The organism is Hominenteromicrobium sp., assembly GCF_046974225.1.
In the GTDB taxonomy this organism is placed as follows: Bacteria; Bacillota; Clostridia; order Oscillospirales; family Acutalibacteraceae; genus Hominenteromicrobium; species Hominenteromicrobium mulieris.
Genome location: NZ_JBKWAE010000003.1, coordinates 234441 through 259952, shown reverse-complemented (window position 1 = coordinate 259952; position 25512 = coordinate 234441). Strand labels below are relative to the sequence as shown.

At 53.3% G+C, this 25512-nt stretch carries 21 protein-coding genes, 1 tRNA gene and 1 pseudogene; 18 read left to right on the top strand and 5 right to left on the bottom strand.

Annotated elements, in window-relative coordinates; all coding sequences use genetic code 11:
• The coding region (locus ACLTX1_RS04185) for a GNAT family N-acetyltransferase (protein ID WP_412330514.1) at window positions 1-383 on the top strand (383 nt) is incomplete at its 5' end.
• 56 nt (window positions 384-439) lie between these two features.
• On the opposite strand, the gene ACLTX1_RS04180 is transcribed toward ACLTX1_RS04185, so the two are convergent.
• Window positions 440-1321, bottom strand: a complete 882-nt coding sequence (locus ACLTX1_RS04180) for an AraC family transcriptional regulator (RefSeq protein ID WP_308448510.1) — start codon at window positions 1319-1321, stop codon at window positions 440-442.
• A gap of 169 nt (window positions 1322-1490) precedes the next feature.
• On the opposite strand from ACLTX1_RS04180, the pseudogene ACLTX1_RS04175 reads away from it, so the two are divergent.
• From ACLTX1_RS04175 to ACLTX1_RS04165, 3 genes and pseudogenes are all read left to right on the top strand, one after another.
• Window positions 1491-2648, top strand: a pseudogene (locus ACLTX1_RS04175) (MFS transporter).
• 142 nt (window positions 2649-2790) lie between these two features.
• Window positions 2791-4458 carry a putative manganese-dependent inorganic diphosphatase gene (locus tag ACLTX1_RS04170; RefSeq protein ID WP_308448512.1) on the top strand — a complete coding sequence of 556 codons (1668 nt, stop codon included), beginning with the start codon at window positions 2791-2793 and terminating at the stop codon, window positions 4456-4458.
• A gap of 231 nt (window positions 4459-4689) precedes the next feature.
• Window positions 4690-4765: transfer RNA gene (locus ACLTX1_RS04165), tRNA-Ala, on the top strand.
• A gap of 367 nt (window positions 4766-5132) precedes the next feature.
• Here the strand turns inward: ACLTX1_RS04165 and ACLTX1_RS04160 are convergent.
• Complete coding sequence (locus ACLTX1_RS04160; RefSeq protein ID WP_412330513.1) at window positions 5133-6782, bottom strand: alpha-glucosidase; 1650 nt, start codon at window positions 6780-6782, stop codon at window positions 5133-5135.
• A 1168-nt stretch (window positions 6783-7950) separates the two neighbouring features.
• Here ACLTX1_RS04160 and ACLTX1_RS04155 point away from each other — a divergent pair.
• The 6 genes from ACLTX1_RS04155 (at window position 7951) to ACLTX1_RS04130 (ending at window position 15649) form a co-directional block, all read left to right on the top strand.
• Window positions 7951-9966, top strand: coding sequence for an ABC transporter substrate-binding protein (locus tag ACLTX1_RS04155; RefSeq protein WP_412330512.1), 2016 nt, complete (start codon window positions 7951-7953; stop codon window positions 9964-9966).
• 163 nt (window positions 9967-10129) lie between these two features.
• Complete coding sequence (locus ACLTX1_RS04150; protein WP_308448515.1) at window positions 10130-11128, top strand: ABC transporter permease; 999 nt, start codon at window positions 10130-10132, stop codon at window positions 11126-11128.
• Between the two features lie 17 nt (window positions 11129-11145).
• Window positions 11146-11991: an ABC transporter permease gene (locus ACLTX1_RS04145; RefSeq protein ID WP_308448516.1), complete on the top strand. Its 846-nt coding sequence runs from the start codon at window positions 11146-11148 to the stop codon at window positions 11989-11991.
• A 5-nt stretch (window positions 11992-11996) separates the two neighbouring features.
• Window positions 11997-12977: an ABC transporter ATP-binding protein gene (locus ACLTX1_RS04140; RefSeq protein ID WP_176820393.1), complete on the top strand. Its 981-nt coding sequence runs from the start codon at window positions 11997-11999 to the stop codon at window positions 12975-12977.
• Complete coding sequence (locus ACLTX1_RS04135) at window positions 12970-13953, top strand: ABC transporter ATP-binding protein (RefSeq protein WP_412330511.1); 984 nt, start codon at window positions 12970-12972, stop codon at window positions 13951-13953. The genes ACLTX1_RS04140 and ACLTX1_RS04135 overlap by 8 nt, the downstream gene beginning before the upstream one ends.
• 280 nt (window positions 13954-14233) lie before the next feature.
• Window positions 14234-15649 (top strand): MATE family efflux transporter, encoded by a 1416-nt coding sequence (locus ACLTX1_RS04130; RefSeq protein ID WP_308448518.1) that lies wholly within the window; start codon window positions 14234-14236, stop codon window positions 15647-15649.
• Between the two features lie 199 nt (window positions 15650-15848).
• Here ACLTX1_RS04130 and gluQRS read toward each other — a convergent pair whose 3' ends face one another.
• Entirely contained in the window at window positions 15849-16832 is a 984-nt protein-coding gene (gene gluQRS / locus ACLTX1_RS04125) for a tRNA glutamyl-Q(34) synthetase GluQRS (protein WP_412330510.1), read from the bottom strand.
• 443 nt (window positions 16833-17275) lie between these two features.
• Between gluQRS and ACLTX1_RS04120 the strand changes: the two genes are divergently transcribed.
• The gene (locus ACLTX1_RS04120; protein ID WP_412330509.1) at window positions 17276-18436 is read left to right on the top strand and encodes a DUF4317 domain-containing protein; all 1161 of its coding nucleotides are present in this window, start codon (window positions 17276-17278) and stop codon (window positions 18434-18436) included.
• Window positions 18437-18691: 255 nt separating this feature from the next.
• Here ACLTX1_RS04120 and ACLTX1_RS04115 read toward each other — a convergent pair whose 3' ends face one another.
• Both ACLTX1_RS04115 and ACLTX1_RS04110 read right to left on the bottom strand, forming a co-directional pair.
• A complete protein-coding gene (locus tag ACLTX1_RS04115) occupies window positions 18692-19699 on the bottom strand; it encodes a M42 family metallopeptidase (RefSeq protein ID WP_412330508.1) in 1008 nt (335 codons plus the stop codon).
• A gap of 45 nt (window positions 19700-19744) precedes the next feature.
• Window positions 19745-20791 carry a threonine aldolase family protein gene (locus tag ACLTX1_RS04110; protein WP_316686659.1) on the bottom strand — a complete coding sequence of 349 codons (1047 nt, stop codon included), beginning with the start codon at window positions 20789-20791 and terminating at the stop codon, window positions 19745-19747.
• A gap of 427 nt (window positions 20792-21218) precedes the next feature.
• Between ACLTX1_RS04110 and ylxM the strand changes: the two genes are divergently transcribed.
• The 7 genes from ylxM (at window position 21219) to ACLTX1_RS04075 (ending at window position 25491) form a co-directional block, all read left to right on the top strand.
• Entirely contained in the window at window positions 21219-21581 is a 363-nt protein-coding gene (ylxM, locus tag ACLTX1_RS04105; protein WP_176819780.1) for a YlxM family DNA-binding protein, read from the top strand.
• 27 nt (window positions 21582-21608) lie between these two features.
• Entirely contained in the window at window positions 21609-22985 is a 1377-nt protein-coding gene (gene ffh, locus ACLTX1_RS04100; protein ID WP_308448523.1) for a signal recognition particle protein, read from the top strand.
• A 123-nt stretch (window positions 22986-23108) separates the two neighbouring features.
• On the top strand, window positions 23109-23348 hold the full coding sequence (gene rpsP, locus ACLTX1_RS04095) for a 30S ribosomal protein S16 (RefSeq protein WP_176819782.1): 240 nt from the start codon (window positions 23109-23111) through the stop codon (window positions 23346-23348).
• A 35-nt stretch (window positions 23349-23383) separates the two neighbouring features.
• Window positions 23384-23617, top strand: coding sequence for a KH domain-containing protein (locus ACLTX1_RS04090; RefSeq protein WP_176819783.1), 234 nt, complete (start codon window positions 23384-23386; stop codon window positions 23615-23617).
• An 86-nt stretch (window positions 23618-23703) separates the two neighbouring features.
• Window positions 23704-24261, top strand: a complete 558-nt coding sequence (gene rimM, locus ACLTX1_RS04085; protein WP_316686662.1) for a ribosome maturation factor RimM — start codon at window positions 23704-23706, stop codon at window positions 24259-24261.
• Window positions 24251-24973: a tRNA (guanosine(37)-N1)-methyltransferase TrmD gene (trmD, locus tag ACLTX1_RS04080; RefSeq protein ID WP_308448525.1), complete on the top strand. Its 723-nt coding sequence runs from the start codon at window positions 24251-24253 to the stop codon at window positions 24971-24973. The genes rimM and trmD overlap by 11 nt, the downstream gene beginning before the upstream one ends.
• A 251-nt stretch (window positions 24974-25224) precedes the next feature.
• Entirely contained in the window at window positions 25225-25491 is a 267-nt protein-coding gene (locus ACLTX1_RS04075; RefSeq protein WP_176819786.1) for an HPr family phosphocarrier protein, read from the top strand.
• Window positions 25492-25512 lie beyond the last annotated feature (21 nt).

The following is a 25512-nucleotide window of genomic DNA, read 5'->3' as shown; positions in this document are numbered from 1 at the left end:
ACATGATCGAAAAATTCCAGTCCGTCCCGGCCATCCACCGCCAGATGGAAAGCGCGGGCTACGTCTATTATATGATGCTCGACGACGGCGTGCCCGCGGGCTTCATCGGCCTTGTGCCGCACAAAGAGGGCAAAATGTTCCTGAGCAAGCTCTACGTTTCCGCCGCTCATCGCAGCCGCGGCCTGCCGCGCGCCGCGTTCGATTTCATCGAAACGCTCTGTCAGGCGGAAAAACTCCCCGCAATCTATCTCACCGTCAACAAAAAGAATTTTCACGCCATCGAAGTCTACAAATACTTCGGTTTTCATCAAACGGACGCCGTCGTCACCGACATCGGCAGCGGCTTCGTGATGAACGACTACATCATGCAGAAAGACCTGTGATCCGAAACAAAATGCAAACCGAGTCCGACTGAAAAAGCACGGCTCGGTTTGCATTTTTACGCTTTCGTGTTTTTGCGGCTGCTGCGGTACGCTTTCGGCGTGCAGCCATAGATTTTTTTGAAGCACCCGGTAAAATAGCTCGCGCCCGAGAATCCGCAGTCCAACGCGATCTGCGCCACGGGCGTTTCCGTTTTGCACAGGCGCTCCGCCGCCTTTTGCAGGCGAAACCGCTGAAGATATTCGACCGGCGTGCAGTGCAGATACGTGTGAAACAGCTTTTCGCACGCGCTTTTGCATACATGCCCCGCGCCCGCAATCTCTTCCAGCGTCAGCTTTTCCGCATAGCCGCTGTGTATGGCGTGCATCATGTTTTTTACGGCCGAAAGCCGGCTGCTTTCGGAAACCGTGTTTTCGGGCTTCGGTGCCAGCCGGCAGATCTCGTCCCACACCGCGTAGGAAAGGCTTTGCAGGCGCAGCAGATTGTGTTTGTCCGCTTCGTCGAAAAGCGCCTCGATCAGCGCCAAAGCACCGCCGCTTTTTTCTTTTTCCGGCTTTAAGATGCAGCAGGGGAAAGCGGCGTTTTTTGTCACGGGCGTAATGTACGTCTCCTCCAAATACGTGTTGGCGCATAGCATCATGGGGTGCAGCAGCACGCATCGGTAGGTGCAACGGCTTTCTTCAAAAAAATGCAGCTGCCGCGTGTTGATAAAAATCCCCTCGCCCTCGTGCACCGTGCAGCGTGTGCCGTTCACATTGTACACCATGCTGCCTTCCGTTACATATAATAATTCGATTTCGTCGTGCCAGTGGCCGATGGCGTCGCCCTCGCGCGCTGCGTCGAAGCACAAAGTGCGTCCGCCCGCAAAAAAGAAAAGCTCCGGCACCGTATACGGCACAAGCTCTGCGCCGTCGCCGTGTATTCTGAATTTCGGAATCATGCTGTCCTCCGCATTTTGTCAAGATATACGATATATTTGTATTTTTTAAACCGATTTTGCTATGAAACATCGTTAAAATACGTTATATTAGTATTCAGTATAGCAAAGCCGATGTGCTTTTGCAATTCTTATCCGAAGATTTAAAGACAAAAAATTAAGGGGAATCGATATGTTTTCTTTGTTGCTTGCGGTCATCTACGCCGCATTTATCAGTCTCGGTCTGCCGGATGCCCTGCTCGGCTCGGCGTGGCCGACGATGTACCGGGTCATGAATGTTCCGGTGTCCTATGCGGGCATTGTCAGCATGATTATTTCCTGCGGCACGGTCATCTCCAGCCTGATGAGCGACCGCGCCGTGCGCAGGCTCGGCACGCATCTCGTCACGGTCATCAGCGTCGGCCTGACGGCGCTGGGACTATTCGGCTTTTCTTCGGCCGGCGCGTTCTGGCAGCTTTGTGTTTGGGCGGTGCCGTACGGGCTCGGCGCGGGCAGTGTAGATGCCGCTCTGAATAATTACATCGCCCTGTATTACCGCTCCGGCCACATGAATTGGCTGCATTGCTTCTGGGGTCTCGGCGCCATGGCCGGGCCGTATATCATGGGTGCGTGCCTCACGGGCGGCTATTCCTTCGGCGCCGGCTACCGCGTGGTGTTCTTCATTCAGCTCGCGCTGACGATCGTGCTTGTTCTCTCGCGCCCGCTGTGAAAGAAAACGCCCGCAGGCGAGGCGGAGGAAACAGGCGGGAAATCCTTCCTGCGCCGTGTGCTGAAAATGACCGGCGCACCCGTCACCATGCTCGCGTTCTTCTTATATTGCGCTTTGGAGGGCACCACAGGGCTTTGGGCCAGCAGCTTCCTCGTCCTGCGGCACAATATTGCGGCGGAAAGCGCCGCCTCCATGGCTTCGCTGTTTTACATCGGCATCACGGCGGGGCGTTTCCTCAGCGGCTTTATCTCCGATAAGCTTGGCGACCGCCGCATGGTATCGATCGGCATCGTCTGCGTGCTGTTTGGCACGGTTTTATTGTTCGTGCCGGTCGAGTTCTCGGCGGTGGCGGGCCTTGTTTTCATCGGGCTCGGCTGTGCGCCCGTTTACCCTGGGCTTCTGCATCAAACGCCCGTGCGTTTCGGCGCCGAAAACGCGCAGGCGGTCATGGGTATGCAGATGGCGTGCGCCTATGTCGGCAGCATGACGATGCCCGCGTTCTTCGGCAAGCTCAGCGACTTGCTCGGTATGCAGATTTATCCCGTTATCCTCATGGCGTTTGCCGCGCTGCTCGCCTTTGCCGTGTGGAACGCAAACCGTCTGACGCTCGACCGCAAATAACACGGCGCCTTGACAAAAATCAAAAATCGACAATCTTGCGAACGGTGTGCAAAAATTTCCCTCGGCCGTTCGCTTTTTCTTTCTTTTTCGGAAAATCTGTGCTATACTAAAAACAACATTTTACCTTGAGTGGGGTATACGCATGAGCGAGAGAAAAGAAGTCTATGTTTTAGGCCACCGCAATCCCGACACCGATTCCATTTGTTCGGCGATCGCCTACGCGGACGTTAAAAATAAAGAAAATGACGGAAATCACTATGTCGCCGCCCGCGCTGGGCAGATCAGCTCCGAGACAAGCTACGTCCTCCAGCGCTTCGGCATGCGCCAGCCGACCTACGTCAACAATATCGGCACCCGCGTGCGCGATATGGAGATCCGCAAAATTCCCGGCATCAACGAGGGCATTTCCATGAAAAAAGCGTGGAGCATGATGGCAGAGATGAACGCCGTCACGCTGCCCATCGTCGATGCAAACAACGTGTTAGACGGCATCATCACCATCAACGACATTGCCACGTCCTACATGGAAAATCAGGACAGCACCATGATTGCAAAAGCCAAAACGCCGTACTGCAACATTTTGGAAACGCTGGAAGCCAAAATGCTCGTCGGCGACCCCGATGCCGTTTTCGAGCACGGCAACGTCGTCATTGCCGTCGCAAACCCGGACGTCATGGAAAACTACATCGAAAAGGACGACATGGTCATCACCGGCAACCGTTACGAATCGCAGCTTTCCGCCATTGAGTCCGGCGCGGGCTGTATCCTCGTCTGCCTCGGCGCAGAGGTCTCCCGCAGCATCCAGAAGCTCGCGCGCGACAATAACTGCGCCGTGCTCACTACGCCGCTTGATACGTACACCGTTGCGCACCGCATCAGCCAGTGCATGCCGGTTAAGGCGTTCATGCGTACGAAAGATCTCGTCACGTTCACCCCGAGCGATTACACCGATGCCATTAAAGATACCATGCAGAACACCCGCATTCGCGATTTCCCGGTTATCGATAAAAACGGCAAGTACGTCGGCATGATCTCTCGCCGTAACTTGCTTGGCATCCGCAAGCGCTCCGTCATCTTAGTCGATCACAATGAGCGCAGTCAGGCGGTCGAAAACATCGAAAACGCAGAAATTTTGGAAATCATCGATCACCACCGCATCGGCTCCCTCGAGACGATGGCGCCTGTGTATTTCCGCAACGAGCCCGTCGGCTGCACGGCGACCATCATCTATTCTATTTATAAAGAAAAGGGCTTCGAGGTTCCGCCGCAGATCGCGGGTCTTCTGTGCAGCGCCATTTTGTCCGATACGCTCATGTTCCGTTCGCCTACCTGTACCATGCTGGACCGCGCCGCAGCGGAAGCGCTCAGTGCCATTGCGGGCATCGATTGCCAGAGCTTCGGTATCGAAATGTTTACCGCAGGCAGCAACCTCAAGGATAAGACTCCGGAAGAAATTTTCTATCAGGATTACAAGAAGTTCGAGTTCGGCGACGTCACGTTCGGTGTCGGCCAGATCAACAGCATGAGCGGCTCCGAGCTCGATGAGCTGGAGCGCCGCCTGCGCCCGTACCTCGAAAAGTCCTGCCGCGAGCACGGCCTTTCCATGATGTTCTTCATGCTGACGAATATCATCGAGGAGTCCACGCGCCTCATGTGCTACGGCGAGTCCGCCGATATGCTCGTTGAAGATGCCTTCGGCCGTGCGCCGAAAGCGGGCACCATCTGGCTTAAAGGTGTTGTCTCTCGCAAAAAGCAGCTCATCCCTGCCTTCATCGATGCCATCAGCAAAGAAGCCGGCGGCGGTGTGTGATTTTCCTCGCGTGCCCTCTCCGATTTCGGCTATATGGCCGATTGGACCATCCTGCGGCACGATCAACTGCGTTTCGATATCATGAGCGGCAAAATAAACGAATAATTTGTGAGGAAAGGGTCGGCCCAAAGCGGTCGGCCCTTTTTGCATACAGAAAATTGCGAAAAATAAAAAATAGGACTGGATTTTTTTGAAAGACTGTGTTATAATGTTTGCTGTTGAACAGAATATGGGCCCGTAGCTCAGCTGGGAGAGCGCTGCGTTCGCAACGCAGAGGTCAAGGGTTCGAATCCCTCCGGGTCCACCATAAGTCCACCGTAATTTTGATAGAATTACGGTGGACTTTTTCTATGCCCGAAAACCGCTTGAAATTAGGCTTTTCGGTTGTTTCAGCACATAAGTGAACCCCGCTGCAGGGCAATTCTGCGGCGGGGTTTGTGCGTTTTATGTGGATTGAGGCTTCATGTACCGTCATAATCGTTAAACGGCTGAGGTAATCGTTAAATCACAGAAGCATTTGTTAAATTACAGGGATAATCGTTGAATTAGAAGGGAATTAAAAAATCAAAACACGCACAATCTCTGTTCGCATAGTTTCATTTTTGGGGGAAAAACAGCATAACAGGTTGTGTTCGCATGGATTTTTAACCCGTGATTATCATGCTGCACCTCCGTTATACGCGGAAAATCACCGATTCATACGGGCGCAGATTGGGGCCGATGTAGCCGCCCTCGCGGTCGTAGGAGGAGAGCAGCACTTCGCCGTTCTGCGGAACGAGCGCGGCGGGGATTTTCGACGGTTCGGCGGAGAAATTGTGGAAAGAAAGCAGAGTTTCGCCGTTATAGCTGCGCTTTAGGGCGAACAGCGTATCGGAGCCGGTTTCCGGAATTTCGAGGTCGCCGCGTGAGAGCGCGGGACTGCATTTGCGCAGTGCGATGAGCGCTTTGTAGCAGCTGAAAATGGAGTGCGGGTCGTTTTTCTGGTTTTCCGCGTTGATCTTTGTGTGGTTCGGGTTGATGCCGAGCCACGGCTTGCCTGTTGTGAAGCCGGCGTTTTCGGTTGCGTCCCACTGCATCGGCGTGCGGGCATTGTCGCGGGAGATCATCTGCGCCTCTTTTAAGGCCACGTCCGGTGTGTCGCCCGCCAAAATGTGCTGGTGGTAGGTGTTTTTTGCATCGGGGTCGTTGTAATCTTCAATGTACGGGAAGCACATGTTCGTCATGCCAATCTCTTCACCCTGATACACGAACGGCGTGCCGGGCAGGGAGTGCAGCAGCATCGCGAGCATTTTGGCGGAAACCTCCCAGTATTCCTTGTCGTTGCCGTAGAGTGAGACCTGACGGGGCTTATCGTGGTTGCTGAAAAACCGCGCCCACCAGCCGTTTTCCTTTAAGGCGTCGTAGTCGTTTTGAATATCCTGCTTCATTTTTTTCGGCGACCACGTGTTGATCTCGACGATCGGCGCGACGAACGGGATGGCCATATCGAACTCCTCGCGGTCGGTGTTGACGTAGCGGGCGAGCTCCTTGGCGTCTTTCGACGCCACTTCGCCCACGGTCATGACGTTATATGGCGAGAACACGCGGCGGTTCATGTCGCGGATATAGGCGTGCGTGCCGGGGCGACCGTTGATGAGACTCGAACTGAACGAATAGCCGTCCGGCTGCGGCGGCTCTGCGGAATCCGGGAAATCCTGCGGCTTATCAAGGTAGCTGATGGCGTCCACTCTAAAGCCGTCCACGCCTTTTTTCACCCACCATTCCATCATGGAGAAGATTTCTTCACGCAGCGCGGGGTTTGCCCAGTTAAGGTCGGGCTGCTTTTTGGAGAACAGATGGTAGTAATACTGCCCGCGCTCCGGTACAAATTCCCACGCGCTGCCGCCGAAAACGGAGGCCCAGTTGTTCGGCTCCTTGCCGTTTTTCGGGTCGCGCCAAATGTAGTAGTCGCTTTTTGGGTTATCGCGCGAGGTTTTGGATTCGAGGAACCACGGATGCTCGTCGGAGGAATGGTTCACGACGAGGTCCATAATGACCTTGATGCCGCGCTTGTGGCACTCTGCACACAGCGCGTCCCAATCTTCCATGGTGCCGAACTCGTCCATGATCTCCCGGTACCCGGAGATGTCGTAGCCGTTGTCGTCATTCGGCGAGCGGAACACGGGCGAGAGCCACAGCGCGTTGATGCCGAGCGCCGAAAGGTGGTCAAGGCGGCTTAAAATGCCGGGAATATCGCCGATACCGTCTCCGTTAGAATCCTGAAAGCTGCGCGGGTAGACCTGATACACGATAAGATCCTTCACCCAATCTTTTTTCTGTTCCATACAACTTTACCTCCTGTGCAATATCCATGTATATTGCGCAAAGCGGCCTTTCGGCCAAGTATTTTTACCATTATAACACAGTTTACAAGAATTTGAAAAGTATTTGAGAAAAATAGTGAGAATTGTGCTTTGGAGTATAAAGGGGGAAGCTGGGCGCTTCGCTTCCAAACATGCGTTAAGTTTTCTATACTGCGGTGCTCGTTTGCCGGGGTGAATTCAGAGAAGCCGGTGGTAAAAATGCCGAAACGGTTTCAGTCGCCGAAATGTACACTTATAAGAATATAGGTGTATAGAATGGAGACCTATAAAACAGAGTGTAAACCACAGGACAAAGGATATAGGGTGAAAAGAACGGTGTGTCGGGTGCGGCAGCCGTTTTTTTACCCTTTTTTCGGGTATTGTAGGGCAGTATAGCCAACATCGGTTTAAAATAAATAGAAATAGTAAACATAATATTGATGAATATTGATGAAATTAGAATGAGTAGCGGATGAAAACGAAATGCTTGTAATTGAAACTATTGAAAATGCCCACAAATCGCCGATTTATGCGCCTTAATGTATCAAAGTGTACAAAAGCATATAAGCACATTAAAATTACATAATTTTAAAATGGGAAACCGATTTCACATTGCTCCCCAAAATGCACTTTTTGTTGTATATGGCATTATAAAAGTAACATTATTAAAAATATTTTAAAAATATTTGGAGAAAATACTGAAAAGTTTTTGAAAACTTATTGACAAATCGTGAACGCAGTGCTATTCTATCTACATAAAAAACGGGAACTGAATTAAAATTTGGTTATTTTTCACTTGGCTCTACAGTTTAAAGCTATTTATTAGCGTTGGTCTTCGGCTATGGAGCAATAGACCGATGCTATCGCAGCGTTTGAATGTTCTAAATACCGCCGCTTTCAGCGGAATGCACACATCGTCGTACCGGATGCTAAAAGGCGAGCGTGTGGGGAAAGGTACATCAGTGAACGGACAAGCGCTGTAAGATAAATAGGGGGTCATGAATTTTGCGAAGCAAAGTTCATGGCGGGATTCCTACAAATTTTGCGATTTGCAGGAATTCAAAACACCGGGGATCACAAAGTGGGGTATGCTTTGTGATCTCAACACATTATGAACCGCAGGTTCACAAAACAAGAGAGGTATTGTATTATGAAGAAAAAGACCTTAGCTGTTCTTCTGTCGGCGGCCATGCTCGTCACCGGCATCCTGAGCGGCTGCGGTGGCGGCGGCAACACAAGCAGTGCAGCATCCTCCGGCTCCACCGACAGCACCAGCAGCGCCGCGGGTGAGTCTTCTGCTTCCGAATCTACCGGCTCCGGCACGAATGCCGCCGCAGGTCAGGTTACGGCGGTTGGCACGAACCGTGACGAAACTCTGATTGTTGAGACTGCGTCTCCGACCGACACTCCGGGCCAGTTCAACAGCTACATGTCCGGTACGAACATGAACTTCGGTATTCATCAGCTGATGAGCGCACACCTTTGGGAAATGGACACCGTTTCCGGTGAGCAGTTCCCTGAAGTTGCAGCCGACATGGGCACCCCGAACGAAGACTTTACCGAATGGACCGTTAAGATCCGCGAAGGCATCAAGTGGTCCGACGGTGAAGACCTGAACGCAGATGACGTTGTCTTCACGTTCAACATGATCAAAGAAAACGACAAGATCGGTGCTTCCGCAGCGACCAACCTCTACATCGATAAGGTTGAGAAGGTTGACGATTACACCGTTAAGTTCACGATGAAGGAATCCTTCCCGCGCTTTACACAGCGTTACGGCATCACCGTATGGGGCACCGATTACCGCATCGTTCCTGAGCACATTTACTCCCAGCAGGCTGACGTTACGACCTATAAGGACGAGCAGCCGGTTGTAGCAGGCCCGTACACCGTAGAAGACTATGACTCCAACGGCGACTGGATCCTCTACAAGCTCCGTGACGACTGGAAAGAAAGTACGCTTGGCGTTGTAGGCACAGAGCACTACAACTACAGCGAAGATCAGGTTCCGGCAGAATATGTTTGGTTCCGTTATCTTGGCGACTCCGCTTCCAGACAGATGCAGATGGTCAGCAACGAAGTTGATATCCTCTGCGAAGTTACGATGGAAGAGCTGCAGGCAATGCAGAGCTCTAACGACAAGATCAACGCATGGTACAACGAGTTCCCGTATGCAACCATGGACGACCCGGGCGCAAAGGGCCTGGTGTTCTCTCAGGGTCAGGGCGCTCCGTACGACAACCCTGACTTCCGCTGGGCTATCGTTCTGGCACTGGATATCGACCAGATCTCCATGAACATCTTCTCCGGCGCAGGCCGTGCGGCTCCGATTCCGCTGCTCAACAACACCCAGTATCTCCAGGATACATACACCATCCCGATGCAGGAATGGCTTGAGAACTTTGAGCTTGACCTTGGCGATGGCACCACCATTAAGCCGTACGACACCGGCTATGCAAAGCGCATGGCGGAGAAGACCGGCGTAACCGGCACCGACGAAGAGCTCATCGATATGTTCGGCGCAGGCTGGTGGAAGCACGATCCGGAAGCAGCTGAAAAGCTCCTCATCAAAGCCGGCTTTGAGAAGAAGGACGACGGCTGGTACTTCAATGGTTCCAAGTTCACAACTGAAATCAGCTACCTTGCTGATACAGAAGCTCAGTCCGCTCGCGGCGCTCAGGCTGCTTACAACCAGCTGCAGGCGTTCGGCCTCGATTGCACCATTACTTCCAAGAGTACTGCTACTTGGGACGTTGACGGTGGTCAGGGCAACTACCAGATCGGCACTTACTGGCCGTCCGCTGGTATTCTGAAGGACTTCTACTCCGCTATCAGCGGTTGGGACAGCCGTCTGATGAAGCCGCTCGGCGAGACCGGTTCCGGTCAGGGCGCACGTTGGAAGAATGAGAAGGTTGACGAGATCCTTACCGAACTCGCAGGCGTTGATCCGACCAGCGACAAATCCTATGAGCTGCATCAGGAATTCCTGAAGGAAGCTGTTAAGGAAATGCCGGCAATCAACTTCATGAACGGCACAAAGTTCGTTCCGACCAACAGCACATATTGGGAAGGCTACCCGAACGCCGAGAACGCATATGACGGTCCGTGGTGGTGGTGGAGCCGCTTCAAGTATGACCTGCCGTTCATTCAGCCGGTTCAGGGCTAATTTGATAGCTTGAATACTTGGAGAGAATCCAATAGCACTAATCTGAAATGATCTGAAGAGGATGAGGGCGTGTGCCGAATACCCATGACCACGTCCGTCATCCTCTTTCTCATTTCCCAAAATATCCTGTTGTAATTTGTCTATAAGATAAGGAAGTGTGGCTGTGAAATTCAAAACATTCTTTTTACAGCGTATCCTTGCGTGGGCGTTGACGATCTTGATCGGCGTTACGTTCATCTTCTTCATCCCGCGTATGTTCCCTTCCGATCCTGTTGAGAACATGATCGCCCAGATGCAATCCCGTTCCGGCAACATGGATCCGGCAGAAATGGAAGCGCTACGTCAACAACTTAGAATTCAATTCGGTCTCGATGGTACTCTTCTTGAGCAGTATGGCTACTTCCTGCTGCATGGCCTTTTGCAGTTTGACTTTGGCCCGTCTTTGATGAGCTATCCGGAGCCGGTTACCTCTATTATCGGTCGTAACCTGCCGTACACCCTCGGTTTGTCCCTGACCACCACGCTGCTTGCATGGATCATCGGCAACTTTATCGGTTTGCTTGCAGGTTTCCGCAAGAACAAGACATCCTCTAAAATTCTCGAAGGCATCGCGATCTGCATTTACCCGATCCCGTACTTCCTTGTCGCTCTTGTTCTGCAGATTGTCTTCGCGTTCGTCCTCGGCTGGTTCCCAATCCAGACAACGCTGCTTACCCGCGGCACGTTTGCACAGTGGCTCGGTTCGCTTCTGAAAGCGTCTGTTCTGCCGGGTATCTCCATGCTTCTGCTCGGCACAGGCTGGTGGATTATCTCTATGAAGTCCCTTGCCGGCACGACTGCAGAAGAAGACTTCGTTTTATATGCACGTTACCGCGGCATTTCCGAAGCGAAGATCGGTGCAAGCTACGTTTTCCGTAACTCCATCCTGACCCAGATTACGGCTTTGGCCATGAGCCTTGGCGGCGTCTTCGGCGGTTCCATCATGACAGAAATCATCTTCGGTTACCCGGGTGTCGGTACGCTGATCCAAAATGCGATTTTGCAGTCCGATTACAACATGATCCTCGGATGTATCACGATTTCCATCGTGGCGATTTCCACGGCGACGTTGGTTGTTGACCTTATATATCCGTTCATCGACCCGAGAATTCGTTACGGTTGATAAGGAGGGAAGTTGTAATGAAAAAATTTGCAAAATTTTGGAAAGCAGCCAACTTCCGCCTGAAGTTCGGTCTTATCGTGACCCTGATATTCTTTATCATCGGTTTCGTTGTTTACTATGTACCGCACGTGAACCCGTTCACGTTCAATACCTACCCGAATAAGCTGGGTGCTTCCGCAGAACACTGGCTGGGCACTACCAGTATGGGTCAGGACGTTGTGTGGCTGCTGATTGAAGCTATCCACAACTCGCTCGTCATCGGTCTCATCGTGGCATTCCTCGGCACGGTTGTCGGTGTTTTTGTCGGTCTGCTTTCCGGTTTTGCCGGTGGCCTTTTAGACCGCGTGCTGATGATTGTTACGGATACGTTCGTTGTTATTCCGTCTCTGCCGATCCTTATCATGATGACCTCCCTGATGAAGGGCAGCTCCACCACGATCGTGATGGCTCTTGTGCTTGCCATGTTCGCATGGGCTTGGCCGAGCCGCCAGATCCGTTCCATGGCGCTGAGCATTAAAGAGCGCGACTTTATCCACACGGCGAAGTTCTCCGGTGAAAGCACGGTGCAGATCGTTGTGACCGAGATTCTGCCGTATGCGCTGACCTGGTCGCTCTCCAACTTTATGAACGCTACGCTTTCCGCTATCGGTTCCGAGTCGAGTCTTGCTGTTCTGGGTCTTTCCCCCGGCAACCTTGTCTCCCTCGGTAACATGATTCAGTGGGCAAGAAGCTACAACGCAATTTTCAACAAGCAGTATCTCTGGATCGGCGCACCGATCGTTGCAACGGTTATTCTGTTTGTCGGCCTGTTCTTACTCATTACGGGCTATAACGATTACTTATCCATGAAGAGAGGCAGGTAACGAATATGTTAAAAGTCGAAAATCTGTCCACTTCTTACAAGCTCATCGACGGTGACGTTCACGTCCTTAACGACCTGAACTTTGAGATCCACGATAACGAGATATTCGGCATCGCCGGTGAATCCGGCTGCGGCAAGACCACACTGCTGAAGACCCTCTACGATATTATCGAGTTCCCGCTGGAGATCGACAAAGGTAAGGTTATCCTCAGCGGCGAAAAGAATGGACAATCCTTTTCTTATGAATCCGGAAACATTCAGAAGACCTGGTGGAACAACATTTCTTACGTTCCGCAGGCCGCACAGAGCGTTCTGAACCCGATCGTTCGCCTGAAAAAGCAGTTTTTGGATTCTATCCCGCAGGAAGACCGCAAGAATGAAACGAAAGAGCAGACCCTCGCACGTGTTGCAAAATACCTCGAGGAGCTGAATCTTTCCCCGGATATTTTGGAATCTTATCCGTTCCAGCTTTCCGGCGGTATGCGCCAGCGTGTTATCATCGCGCTTGCGACCTTTATGTCCCCGAATGTCGTGCTTGCCGACGAACCGACCACCGCTCTGGACGTTGTTGTGCAGAAGGGCATTTTGAAGATGCTGATGCGCTTGCAGAAGCAACTCAAGAACACCATGGTCATCGTCAGCCACGATATGGGCGTGCATTATCAGATTACGGACCGCATGGCGATCATGTATTCCGGCAGCATCATCGAGCTTGGCCCGACCGATGCGATCTTTAATGACCCGATCCATCCGTACACGAAGATGCTGGTTGACTCCCTGCCGCGCGTTGGCGATAAGAGCCAGAAGGTCGGTATTCCGGGTCGTCCGCCGGCACTGAAGAACCCGCCTCCGGGATGCCGTTTCGCAGCACGCTGCCCGCATGCTACGGATCGTTGCCGTCAGGAGATTCCGGAGTTCATTGAAGTTAAGCCGGGCCGCTTTGCAGCCTGCCATTTGCTGAAGAAGGAGGGAGAGAAGAATGGCTGATAAATTGCTTGAAATCAAGGGCGTCAGCAAAATCTTCCGCGTAGGCGGTATGATTCGTGGCAAAAAGCTTGTTGCGATTGACGACGTTACGCTTTCCATCGACAACGATAAGCCGGTCATCCTCTCCGTCGTTGGCGAATCCGGTTGCGGCAAGTCCACACTGTGTAAGATGGTTCTGCGTCTGCACAACCCGGATATGGGCGACATCGTGCTGGACGGCCAATCTTACCTCGATAAGAAAAGCTACAACGCAAAGCAGTTCAAGCTGGAAGTGCAGCCTATTTTCCAGAACCCGTATGAGTCTTTCTCCGCACGTAAGCCGGTAGACTCTTACCTGTTCAATACGGCGCTGCGCCTTGGCATTGCGAAAAACAAAACAGAAGCTACAAACCTTGTAGATGACGCCCTGAAGAGCGTCGGTCTCTCTCTGGCGGTCGTAAAGGGCAAATACCCCACCCAGTTCTCCGGCGGCGAGCTGCAGCGTGTTTCCATTGCACGTGCGCTTATCACCCGTCCGAAGCTGATCATTGCCGACGAACCGGTTGCGGCTATCGATGCTTCCATGAAAATGAACATCGTCAACCTGTTCAAGGAGCTGAAAGATAAGTACAAGGTCTCCTTTATCTACATCACCCATGACCTTTCCACGGCATACTATGTATCCGATTACATTGCAACGCTGTACCGCGGCTGTCTCATCGAGTACGGCCCGGCCAAGGAGATCATGGACGAGCCTGCACACCCGTACACGGAGCTTTTGATGAGCGCTGTGCCGCGTATCGGCGACAAGTGGGCGGATGACGACATGGCGTTGCCGGATATGGAGTCTAAGGAATATTCCATCACCTACTGCAAGTTCGCACCGCGCTGCCCCTATGCGACGGACGAATGCAGAAAATCGCGCCCGGGCGAAACCTATCTGAACGATGTCAGAAAGGTCATGTGCTTCCACCCGCTGATTCAGCCGAAGAAGTAAAGCCTCTGCGCACAACAAAATAAACAAGCTACACTTGCCGACCCCCTGAAGGCCCATGAAGCCGACATTTCCTCCGTCATTGCTTTATGGGTATCAGGGGGTCAATTTTTGCTTTGTGGGCGTGCTTTAAAACGGTTGAAAACATGTCGGGATTGTTATAAAAAGCAGGGAAATTCGGCGGAATAAGGATTGAAGTTTGTCGCGAAATACGGTATACTGATTCACAAGCGGCACTGAGGGGTTCGCGGGCCGAATTTTAGAGTTTTGGGGAGAAAATACAATGAAAACGAAGACACGCTTTGCGTGGAAACAATTTCTGAAAAACCTTGCGATCATTGCGATCCCGGTGGCTTTGCAGAACATGCTGACGACGACCGGCAGCATGATCGACACCATGATGATCGCGCCGCTGGGCGAAACGACCGTGGGCGCGGTGGGCCTTTGCGCACAGTTTTCCTCGCTGATGTTTGCGGGCTACTGGGGCTTTTTCGGCGGCGGCATGCTGTTTTTCTCGCAGTATTGGGGCGCGCAGGATGACGACGGCATCGACCATTCCTACGGCCTGACGCTGACCTGCATGATGATCGTGGGGCTTACATTCGGCGCGTTTGCGATTTTTGCGCCGGAAACCGTCATGAAGCTCTATACGGATAAGGAGAACATTCAGGTGATTGGCGCGGAATATCTGCGCATCATCGGATTCGGTTACCCTGTGCAGGTGTTTTCCATGGCGATGAGCGCTTTGCTGCGTTCTACGGAGCGCGTGCGCATCCCGCTGTTCGCGTCAATCGCCTCGGTGGCATCGAATATTTTCCTCAACTGGGTGTTCATTTACGGAAAGTTCGGCTTGCCGGAGATGGGCGTGCGCGGCGCGGCGCTGGCAACATCTTTGGCGGCGGTTATCAACGTTTTGGTCATTTTGATTTTGGCGCGTGCACAGAAGTACCCGTATCTGTTCCACTTTAAAAAGCATTTCCGCTGGAATAAGAAGCAGGTGAAAATCTACTTCGTCAAGTGCTTCCCCATCATCTGCAACGAAGTGCTCATCGGCGTGGGCAACATGGTTATCAACGTTGTTTTGGGCAGACAATCCGAACAGGCCATTGCGGCCATCGCGGTGTTCCGCACGCTGGAGGGCATGGTTATCAGCTTCTTTGCTGGTTTCTCAAATGCGGCTTCCGTTTTGGTCGGCACATGCGTGGGCTCCGGCGAGTTGGACGCAGCCTACGAGCGCGCAAAACGCCTTGTGTTCCTGTGCGGCAGCACGATTTTGTGCGTATGTCTGGTGCTGCTCGGTATCCACAAGCCGCTGCTTTCCGCGATGAGTCTTTCCGGCGAATCGATGGAGATCGGTTCACACATGCTGATGATCTACTGCGTGGCGGCGGTTATTCGCATGTGCAACTGGGTGCAGAACGATACGTATAGAGCCGCGGGAGACGCGGCGTTCGGCACAATCCGCGAAATTGCGTTTATGTACGCGATGGTGCTGCCGCTGGTGTGCCTGACGGGCCTTGTGTGGAAAGCGCCGTTTCTTATCGTGTTTGCGTGCTGCTATATCGACGAGCCGATCCGTCTCATTTTGATGCAGCGGCACATGTACTCCGGCAAATGGGTGCGCCCCGTTACGCCGCAGGGCATGGAAGCGTTGCCGGCGTTTATGGAAAAGCATGGACGTCATAAGAAAGCGGCGTAAACAACTTAAAGACAGCAAAAAGGACTTCCGAAAAGAAGTCCTTTTTTCGTGCGTATGAACGAAGGGGGGGAGCCGCCGCCGTTCTGTGCCCAGCCGCAGTCGAGCTGCGAGTAGCACTTTGTGCTGTTGTCAAGCGGGTGCTCAAGCAACGTTTTGCCCTCGTCCGTGAAGCTGCGAGATGCGATGAAAAATTTGCGGGCTATTTTATGGCGAAATTGTCGGGAACAACGCAATTTTTCGGAAATTTCGGCGTGTCGGCGGTTTCATACCACGCTTTGTAGACCGGGATGAGCTCTGTTAAGGTGATTTTTTCCGGGCGGTCGAGGAAACCAAGTAAATTTGCCATGCGGCCGAGGAGTTGTTCGGGCGTGAAACGCGTGCGCAGAACGCCGATGTCGAGGTCGCGCTCGCGCTTACTTAAACGGCGGCCGTCGCGATTGACGAGCAGCGGAATGTGTCCGTAGTGCGGCGGTGTGTGGCCGAGTGCGTGAAAGAGCTGAATTTGGCAGCCGGTGGAAGGGAGCAAGTCACGCCCGCGGACGACTTCCGTCACGCCCATTAAAGCATCGTCTACGGTGACGGCGAGCTGGTACGCGTGCACGCCGTCGCTGCGGCGCACAATGAAATCGCCGAACGTGGACTGAACATTTATATTTTGCGGGCCGCAGTATAGATCTTCAAACGTGACGGTGTCCTCCGGTGCGCGAAAACGCAAGCTTGGGCGGCGCGTGCGGCTTTTTTCTTCGGCTTCGGCGGGCGTCAAATTTCGGCATAAACCGGGGTAGCGGAACGTGCCATCGCCCGCATGGGGCGCGGAGACCGCGTGCAGCTCCGCGCGGGTGCAAAAGCATGGGTAAACATCGTTTTTGGCGCGGAGTTCACTTAACGCCGATTCGTATAGCTCGCGGCGCGCGCTTTGGTAGTAGGGGGCGTGGGTGCGCTCATGGCCGGGGCCTTCGTCCCAAGTGAGGTCGAGCCATGTTAGATCGTCCATTAAAAGCTCGGCTTTTTCGCGTGTGCAGCGGTCGGGGTCGAGGTCTTCGATGCGCAGGAGCATCTCGCCGTTTTGGCTGCGCACGGAAAGCCACGCAAGAAGCGCGCAGCAGAGGTTGCCAAGGTGCATGCGCCCCGAGGGGCTGGGCGCGAACCGCCCGCGGACAGGGGTAGGTTGTGAGGTGGACATACTAAAAATCCTTTCGGAGAAAATTTGAAATTATAAAATCATTTTACCGCAGATTTTGGGCGCGCGCAACGGTTTTGGGACGGAGAAGTGAATTGACAGGTGTGCACCAAACGGGTAAAATGATATAGCAAAGTTTTATTGACCATAGCGGAGCGACGAATAAAGTCTTTAGTCAAGTTTTCTTCAGAAAACTTGCAGGTTATCAGGGCAGCGCCCTGATTCGTCGTCCGCAGACGACGAAATCTCTTTGCCTACCCAAAAACTAGGAAGGTAGATTTGAACGTCCGGAGGACGTTCAAATCGTAGGGAACCCAGTTGCATGGGTTCCCTAAAGGACTTGCCAAAACAAGTCCTTAGAAAAGCCCCGAAACAGCATAAAAACTATCCCAAAAACTAATTTAATGCGTTTTAAGAAATAAAATCAAAAATAAGAGGACATCAAAATGAACGAAAAAGAAATCTCGGAAATTCGCCGCCGATTCAGGGCGGATAAAAGCAATATCACCCATGTGCGCGGGTGCTACGTCAACGAAAAGCAGGAAATCGTCTCGCAATTCGACCAGCCGCTCTCCCTGCTGCCGCAGGAGGAATGCGAAAATATGCTTTCCGTGCTGCGCCGTACGCTTTCCGGCACGCTCGGCAAAAATCTCATCGAAATGCCGTTTACGACTGCGCAGGTCGTTGACAGCGATGAGCACCGGCTGCTGATGGCGCTGCGCGACTCAAAGCTTACCGATGAAGAAGCCGTACAGATGTTTTTTGAGAAGGTCATCGCATCATACAGACCCGAGGGTACGTATCTCATTTTGCTCGCGAACGATACATATGACGTGCCGTACCGCGCAAAGGACGGCGAAACGCTGGAGGACGCCTCGGAGAATATCTATAATTACGTTCTGTGTACCGTCTGCCCCGTGAAGCAGACAAAGCCCGTTTTGGGGTACGACGTGCCGGAAAATACGTTCCACAACCGCGACATCGATTGGCTTGTTTCCGCGCCGCAACTGGGCTTTTTGTTCCCGGCGTTCACCGACCGCAGCGCCGATATTTACAGCGCCATGTACTACTGCCGCAGCGCTTCGGAAAGCTACGATGAATTTATAGACGCGGTGTTCAACCGCGAAGCACCCATGCCTGCAGAGGAGCAGAAAACGACGTTTGGCACGATTTTGGGCGATGCCTTAAATGACGCGTGCAGTTTAGACGTCGTACAGACCGTGCACAGCCGCCTTTGCGGGATGATTGAGGAGCACAAGGCGAGCAAGGACCCGGAGCCGCTGACCATTACGGGACGCACGATGAAAACGATGCTGACCGCTTGCGGCGTGCCGGGCGAGAAAGCCGAAAAGTTTGAGGAAGCCTGCGCGGAGCAGTTCGGCGCGGACGCGGCACTCAGCCCGCGCAACCTTGTGGAGACGAAGAAATTTGAGATCGAAACGCCGGAGGTGCAAATTCGCGTTGACCCCGAGTACAGCGAGTGGATTGAGACGCGCTACATTGACGGTGCACCGTATATCCTCATTCCCGCCGGCGCGGGCGTGCAGGTGAACGGCGTGCCGATCGCCATCACTCGCCCGGACGTGGAGTATGAGGAGGAAGAATGATGGAATTCAAAGAACGGAATATGGAGGTTTTAAAATCGATTTTGAACGCATCCGTATGAGGTGATTTTTTGTGCCCGTGCGCGACGACGAGGGTAAGGTCATCGGCTACTTCGAGCGCCACGAAATGCACTGGGATTTCAGCGACCCCGGTAAGCCTGTTGCGGTGCCGAAGCTGGAAGCAGGATATTAAGACAAAACAAGCGGCGCACAGGGTGTGAAAACTCTGTGCGCCGCTGATTTTATGTGCTTTTAAATTTACTCGAAATCAGCGTTCATGAAGAGCTCGAGCATTTTGACCGTCGCTTCGATATCCTTTTGGCTCACGATAGCGTTCGGGCCGTGGGTGTAGCGGGTGACGACCGAGAAGCCAATCGTTTTGATGCCGCCGCCGACGAGCGTCATGGCGCCTGCATCCGTGCCGCCGACATAGATGACGTCTTTCTGGTACAGGACGTTGTGTTCTTTGCACAGCGCGATGGATTTATTCACAAGGCCTTCGTCGCTGATGGAACCGGTGTCGGAGATTTTGATGGCGACGCCGTGGTCGAGCGCGTTGCTGCCCTCCAAATCGCCCGGGCGGTCGTGGCACGGGGTGACGTCCACCGCGACGCCGATGTCCGGCTGAATACGCTGCGCCGTGACCTGCCCGCCGCGCGTGCCGACCTCCTCCTGCACAGTGAACGCGAGGTAGATGTCGTTCTTCGGCTTTTTCACGTTCATCATCGCCGCCAGCAGCATATAGCAGCCGACGCGGTCGTCGATGGCTTTTGCGGTGATGTAGCCCGGCGCAAGCTCCGTGTACGGGCCCTCATAGCATGCAACGTCGCCAACATCAACGTATTTTAAAACTTCTTCCTTGCTGTGCAGACCGATGTCGATATAGCAATCGGTATAACGCTTATAGCCGCCGGCGCTCAGCTTTTCCGGCGGGATGCGGCTTGCGACCACGCCAACCACGCCGTTGCGGAAGCGGACGCGGCTCTGGTACGTTGTAAACGTCCAGCAGCAGCCGAGCTCCTTAAACATAATGCGGCCGTCTTCCTCAATTTTAATGACCTGAAAGCCGATCTCATCGGTGTGGGCGGCAAGCTCTATGCGCTTTTTGTGCTCGCCCGTGCCCTTAAAATAGGCGATGACGCTGCCGTTTGGGTCGGTGGTAATGTCGTCAGCAAGCGGGGCTAACTTTTCTTTAATATAGTCTGCAACGGCGGTCTCGTAGCCGCTGACGCCGTGCAGCTGGGTGAGTTCTTCAAATAACTTCATACGGGTTTTCCTCCTCTAAACGGGGCAGAAAGCCGTAGTCCGGCGTTATTCTGCCATGACGGACGCAATGTCTTTGCAGAGTGCGTCCACGTTTTCGTCCGTCGTCGCCCAGCTTGTACAAAGGCGGACGGCGCTGTGTGTTTCGTCCACGCGCGCCCAATAGGAATACTTGTACTTTTCCGCGAGCTTTTCGAGCGCAGTATCCGGGAAAATGGGGAACTGCTGGTTCGTCGGCGAGGGGGCAAAGAACGCGCAGCCCGCATCTTCGCACGCTTTTGCAATGCGCTTTGCCTGCCGCACGGCTTTTTCGCTGATCTTGAAATAAAGATCGTCCGTGAAAAGCTCGTCAAACTGAATACCGAGCAGACGGCCCTTAGCCAGCATGCCGCCGCGCTGCTTGATGTGGTAGCGGAAATCCGTTTTGAGCGCCGGGTTCGTGATTACGACCGCTTCGCCGAACAAAGCGCCGACCTTCGTGCCGCCGATGTAGAAGACATCGGAAAGCGCGCAGAGATCCGCGAGCGTCACGTCATTTTCGGGAGCCGTCAGGCCGTAGCCGAGACGTGCGCCGTCAATAAAGAGGTACAGCCCGCAGCGCGTGCAGACATCGTGCAGGGCGGTCAGCTCCGCTTTGGAATATAACCCGCCGTTTTCCGTGGGCAGGGAGATGTAAACGAGCTTCGGCTGCACCATGTGCTCAAACGAGGCATCGTTCACGTGCGCCAGATAGGCGTTTTCCACCTGTTCTGCGGTAATCTTGCCGTCCGGGGTGGAGGGCAGAGGCAGCACTTTGTGACCCGTCGCTTCCACCGCGCCGGTCTCGTGCACGTTGATGTGTCCGGTGTCCGCACTCAGCGCACCCTGGTGCGGGCGAAGAATCGCTGCAATAACGGTGGCATTTGTCTGCGTGCCGCCGACGAGAAAATGCACGTCCACGTCCTCGCGACCGCATGCTTTGCGGATCTTCGCGCGCGCCAAATCGCAAATTTCGTCCTCGCCGTAGCCGACAGTCTGCATCATATTCGTTTCACAAAGGCGCTTTAAAATGTTCGGGTGGCAGCCTTCGGTGTAATCACAGTTAAAGTAAATCAAAATTTCGCTTCCTTCCGTATCCCGCCGCACAGAGAAAATCTCCGCCGAACGGAACTGAATGCAAGCACAGACGAGTGAGCTTGCAAAAATACACCCGTTTGCGCTATACGAATAAATATACCATGCAAAACTGGGTTTGTAAAGCATACGTTATGCAAAAATCGTGGGCTTTGTTTTTGGTGATGTATGTCGTGCGCAAAATTGCCCGCAGAGCGATAACATCAGGCGCAAGCCAAATAGCACAGTGAAGCCAAACCATACGCCGCAGGCGTATAGCATTGCGGCGCAAAGTGCCGAAAACGGGCGCATTTTTACGGCGAAAATGCTTGACAAAGCAAGGCGGCTATTGTATAATACAAAAGCTGTAAAGAAAAAAACTTTACAGCAGGGCGCTTAAAATTGAAAACGCCCGGAAACGGAGCGAACTATGGCAAAGGATCTGCGCATCACGTTCCTGCTGGATTTTTACGGCGACATGCTCACCGAAAAGCAGCGCGAGGTCGTGGAATGCTATTATAACGAAGACCTTTCTTTAGCGGAGATTGCAGAGGAGAAGGGCATCACGCGGCAGGGCGTGCGCGACGGCATCAAGCGCGCCGAACAGCAGCTTCTTGAAATGGAAGAACGGCTGGGTCTTGCAAAGCGCTTCCGCAGCGTGCAGGAAGAACTGACGCAGATCTGCGACCACGCGTTACAGATCGAAGCGGAAAACGAAAAGAACGGCGGCGACCCGGTCATTCGGCAGAACGTGGAGAGCATTTTGCGCTCCGCAAAGAAGCTGACGGACTGAGCGGCGCGGCTCTGAAAGGATTTTTACATGGCGTTTGAAGGTCTTGCCGATAAGCTCGGCAACGCGTTTAAAAAGTTAAAAAGCAAAGGCAAGCTGACGGAAAGCGACGTTAAGGAGGCCATGCGCGAGGTGCGTTTGGCGCTTCTCGAAGCCGACGTCAACTACAAGGTCGCAAAGGACTTTACCGCGCGCATTACGGAACGCGCCGTGGGCGAGGACGTTATGGAAAGCCTCACCCCCGCGCAGATGGTCATCAAGATCGTCAACGAAGAGCTGACGGCTTTGATGGGCGGCAGCGAAGAGCGGCTGAAAATGCCCGCGCACCCGCCGGCTGTCATCATGATGTGCGGCTTGCAGGGTGCCGGTAAAACGACGCACAGCGCAAAGCTTGCGAAAATGCTGAAAAGCCGCGGCAGCCGTCCGTTGCTCGTTGCAGGCGATATTTACCGCCCGGCGGCAATCAAGCAGTTACAGGTCGTGGGCGCACAGGCCGGCGTACCCGTCTTTGAGATGGGCACCGAAGACCCGGTGAAGATCGCGCAGGCGGCTGTTCGCCACGCGCGCGACTACGGCAACGATTACGTCATCATCGATACCGCAGGCCGTCTGCAGATCGATGAAGCGCTCATGAATGAGCTGAAAAATATAAAAGAAGCGGTGAACCCCACGGACATTCTGCTCGTGGTGGACGCCATGACCGGCCAGGAGGCCGTGAACGTCGCAAAGTCGTTTGATGATTTGCTCGACATCACGGGCGTGATTTTAACAAAGCTCGACGGCGATACCCGCGGCGGTGCGGCACTTTCCGTTAAGGCCATCACCGGCAAGCCCATCAAGTTCGCCGGCACGGGCGAAAAGATTGACGACCTCGAGGTTTTCCACCCCGACCGTATGGCAAGCCGTATCCTCGGCATGGGCGACGTGCTGTCCCTCATCGAAGACGCACAGGCGAAAATCGACGAAAAGTCCGCGGCGCGCACCGCAGAGCGCATGATGCAGAATAAGATGGACTTCAACGACCTCTTGGAGCAGTTCCGGCAGGTGAAGAAGATGGGCCCGTTAAAGGGCATCCTCTCGAAATTGCCAGGCATCAACAGCTCGAAGCTCGATGAAATGGACATTGACGACCGCATTATGGACCGCAACGCGGCGATCATCCTTTCCATGACCCCCGAAGAACGCGCAAAGCCGGAGCTTTTGCAGGCTTCCCGCAAGCGCCGCATCGCGGCAGGCTGCGGCATGAAGGTGGAAGACGTCAACCGCCTTTGCAACCAGCTCAAACAGATGCAGAAGCTGATGAAGCAGTTCGGCGGCAAAAAGGGCAAGAAAATGATGGCGCGTATGGGCGGCATGGGCGGTTTCGGCGGCCCGGATATGGGTGGCATGGGCGGCTTCCCGATGTAAATGCGATAAAGAAACGAATTTCATTTGTTTCTTACGCAAGATGTATATTTGAATTGTAAATATTGCCGACGAATCGTTGGTTAATAGATAAAACTTATTTTTTATAATATGGAGGAAATTACCATGGTTAAGATCAGACTTCGCAGAATGGGTGCTAAGAAGGCTCCTTTCTACCGCATCGTTGTTGCAGATTCCCGTTACCCGAGAGACGGCCGTTTCATTGAGGAAATCGGCTACTACAACCCGATGGAAGAGCCGAGCGTTGTAAAGGTTGATCCGGAAAAGGCAAAGGCTTGGATGGAAAAGGGCGCACAGCCGACCGATACCGTTAAGGCACTGTTCAAGAAGCACGGTGTTATCTGATTGCCCGTCTTCTCGTTTGAGAAAGGAACAATCTTATGCAGGAATTACTGAAAATCATCGCGCAGGGTCTTGTTGAAAAGCCGGAAGAGGTTTCCGTTACACTCGATGAGCCCAAGGAAGACGGTTCCGTCGTCTATCATCTTCACGTTGCGGAAGAGGACATGGGCAGAGTAATCGGCAAGCAGGGCCGCATTGCGAAAGCGATTCGCGTTGTTATGCGTGCCGCAGCAACACGCAGCAGCGAAAAGGTCGTTGTTGAGATCGATTGATCGAAAGAGGGACGCACGGGCTTCGTGCGTCCTTTTTATATTAAAAGAGAGGAAGGCTTTCGCTGCGGCAGAGCCGAGGAAAACACATGAAAAAACAATTTCTGGAAGCGGGAAGGATCGTGGGTACGCACGGCGTACGCGGCGAAATGCGCGTGGAACCGTGGTGCGATTCCGCCGATTTTCTGAAAAAAGTGAAGACCCTGTATTTTGACGGCGGCAAAACGGATGCCGGGCTCCTATCTTCCCGCGTACACAAAAGCCTTTTGCTGGTGCGCTTAAAGGGCGTGGAAAGCGCCACACAGGCCGACCTGTACAGGGGCAAAATTCTATATCTTGACCGAAACGACGTGCGCCTGCCGAAAAACCGCTACTTCGTGGAAGATCTCATCGGCCTTCATGTCATCGATGACGCAACGGGCGCGGAATACGGCACGGTGCAGGACGTTTTCGAGACCGGTGCGAACAACGTGTACCGCATTGTAAACGGCGCGGGCGAGGAATTTCTGTTCCCCGCCGTGGACGCCATGATCGCGAAGACGGACATTGAAAGCGGAAAGCTGTTTGTAAAGCCCATTCCGGGTATTTTCGGCGACGGCGCGGAGACCGTGCCCGTAAACGCCGGGGAGGCAGCGGATGCGGATTGATATTGTGACACTTTTCCCCGAAATGTGCGAGAATATTTTGAACGAGAGCATCATCGGCCGTGCGCGCGCACGCGGGTATTTGCAGGTGTGCTGTCACCAGCTGCGCGACCATGGTGAGGGCGTGCACAAGCGCGTGGACGACTGTACGTTCGGCGGCGGAAAGGGCATGCTTTTGATGGCGCAGCCCATAGCGAAGGCGTTTGACGAGATCATCGAACAAACCGCCGTGCGCCCGCATATTGTGTATATGTCCCCCCGCGGACGGGTCTTAGACCAGGAAAAAGTGAAGGAGCTCGCCAAAAACGAGAATATCATCGTGCTTTGCGGGCATTATGAGGGTGTGGATGAGCGCGTTTTGGAGGAATACGACGTGGAGGAAATCTCCATCGGCGATTTTGTCCTGACGGGCGGCGAGCTGCCCGCCGTAATCCTCACCGATGCCGTGGCGCGCATGCTGCCCGGCGTGCTTTCCGAAGACGTGTGCTTTGAGGAAGAAAGCCATTATGACGGGCTTTTGGAATATCCGCAGTATACCCGTCCCTCTGCTTGGCGCGGCAGAGAGGTGCCGCAGGTGCTTTTAAACGGCCACCACGAAAAAATCAAAAAATGGCGGCGCGAACAATCTTTGAAGGTCACGCAGAAAGCCCGCCCGGACCTCTTTGAAAAAGCTGAGCTGACTGCGGAAGAAAAACGCGCTTTCGGCAGAAAATAAGCGGATTTTAGGAATGTTTAACCCTCTGTGACGAACTGATTTTACGAAATGTTTTCAACAAGCAGAGCAAAATGCACAAACACGGATCGTTTCATAGCGATATGCCACGGGCATATATCCAAAAATGGGGTACCCCGCTTGACGGGGGGACAAATTATGCTATAATAACTTATATTGAAGCATTTTGAGCTTTAGAATCATGTTTGACATTCAGAGTATGTAATGCATTACTTACAGGAGAGTGAATCGCAATGTGTGTTAAGAAGGACGTTTTGGTTCAGAATCAGGTTGGTCTCCATGCAAGACCGGCAACTTTCTTCATCCAGAAGGCAAACGAGTTTAAGTCTTCCATCTGGGTTGAAAAGGATGAGCGCCGCGTAAACGCAAAGAGCCTGCTGGGCGTTCTGTCTCTGGGCATCGTCGGCGGTACGTCGATCGACATCATCGCTGATGGTTCCGACGAGCAGGAAGCTGTTGACAGCCTCGTGGCTCTTGTTGAATCCGGCTTTGCCGAATAATTTCAGCTTGTCAAAACGGCG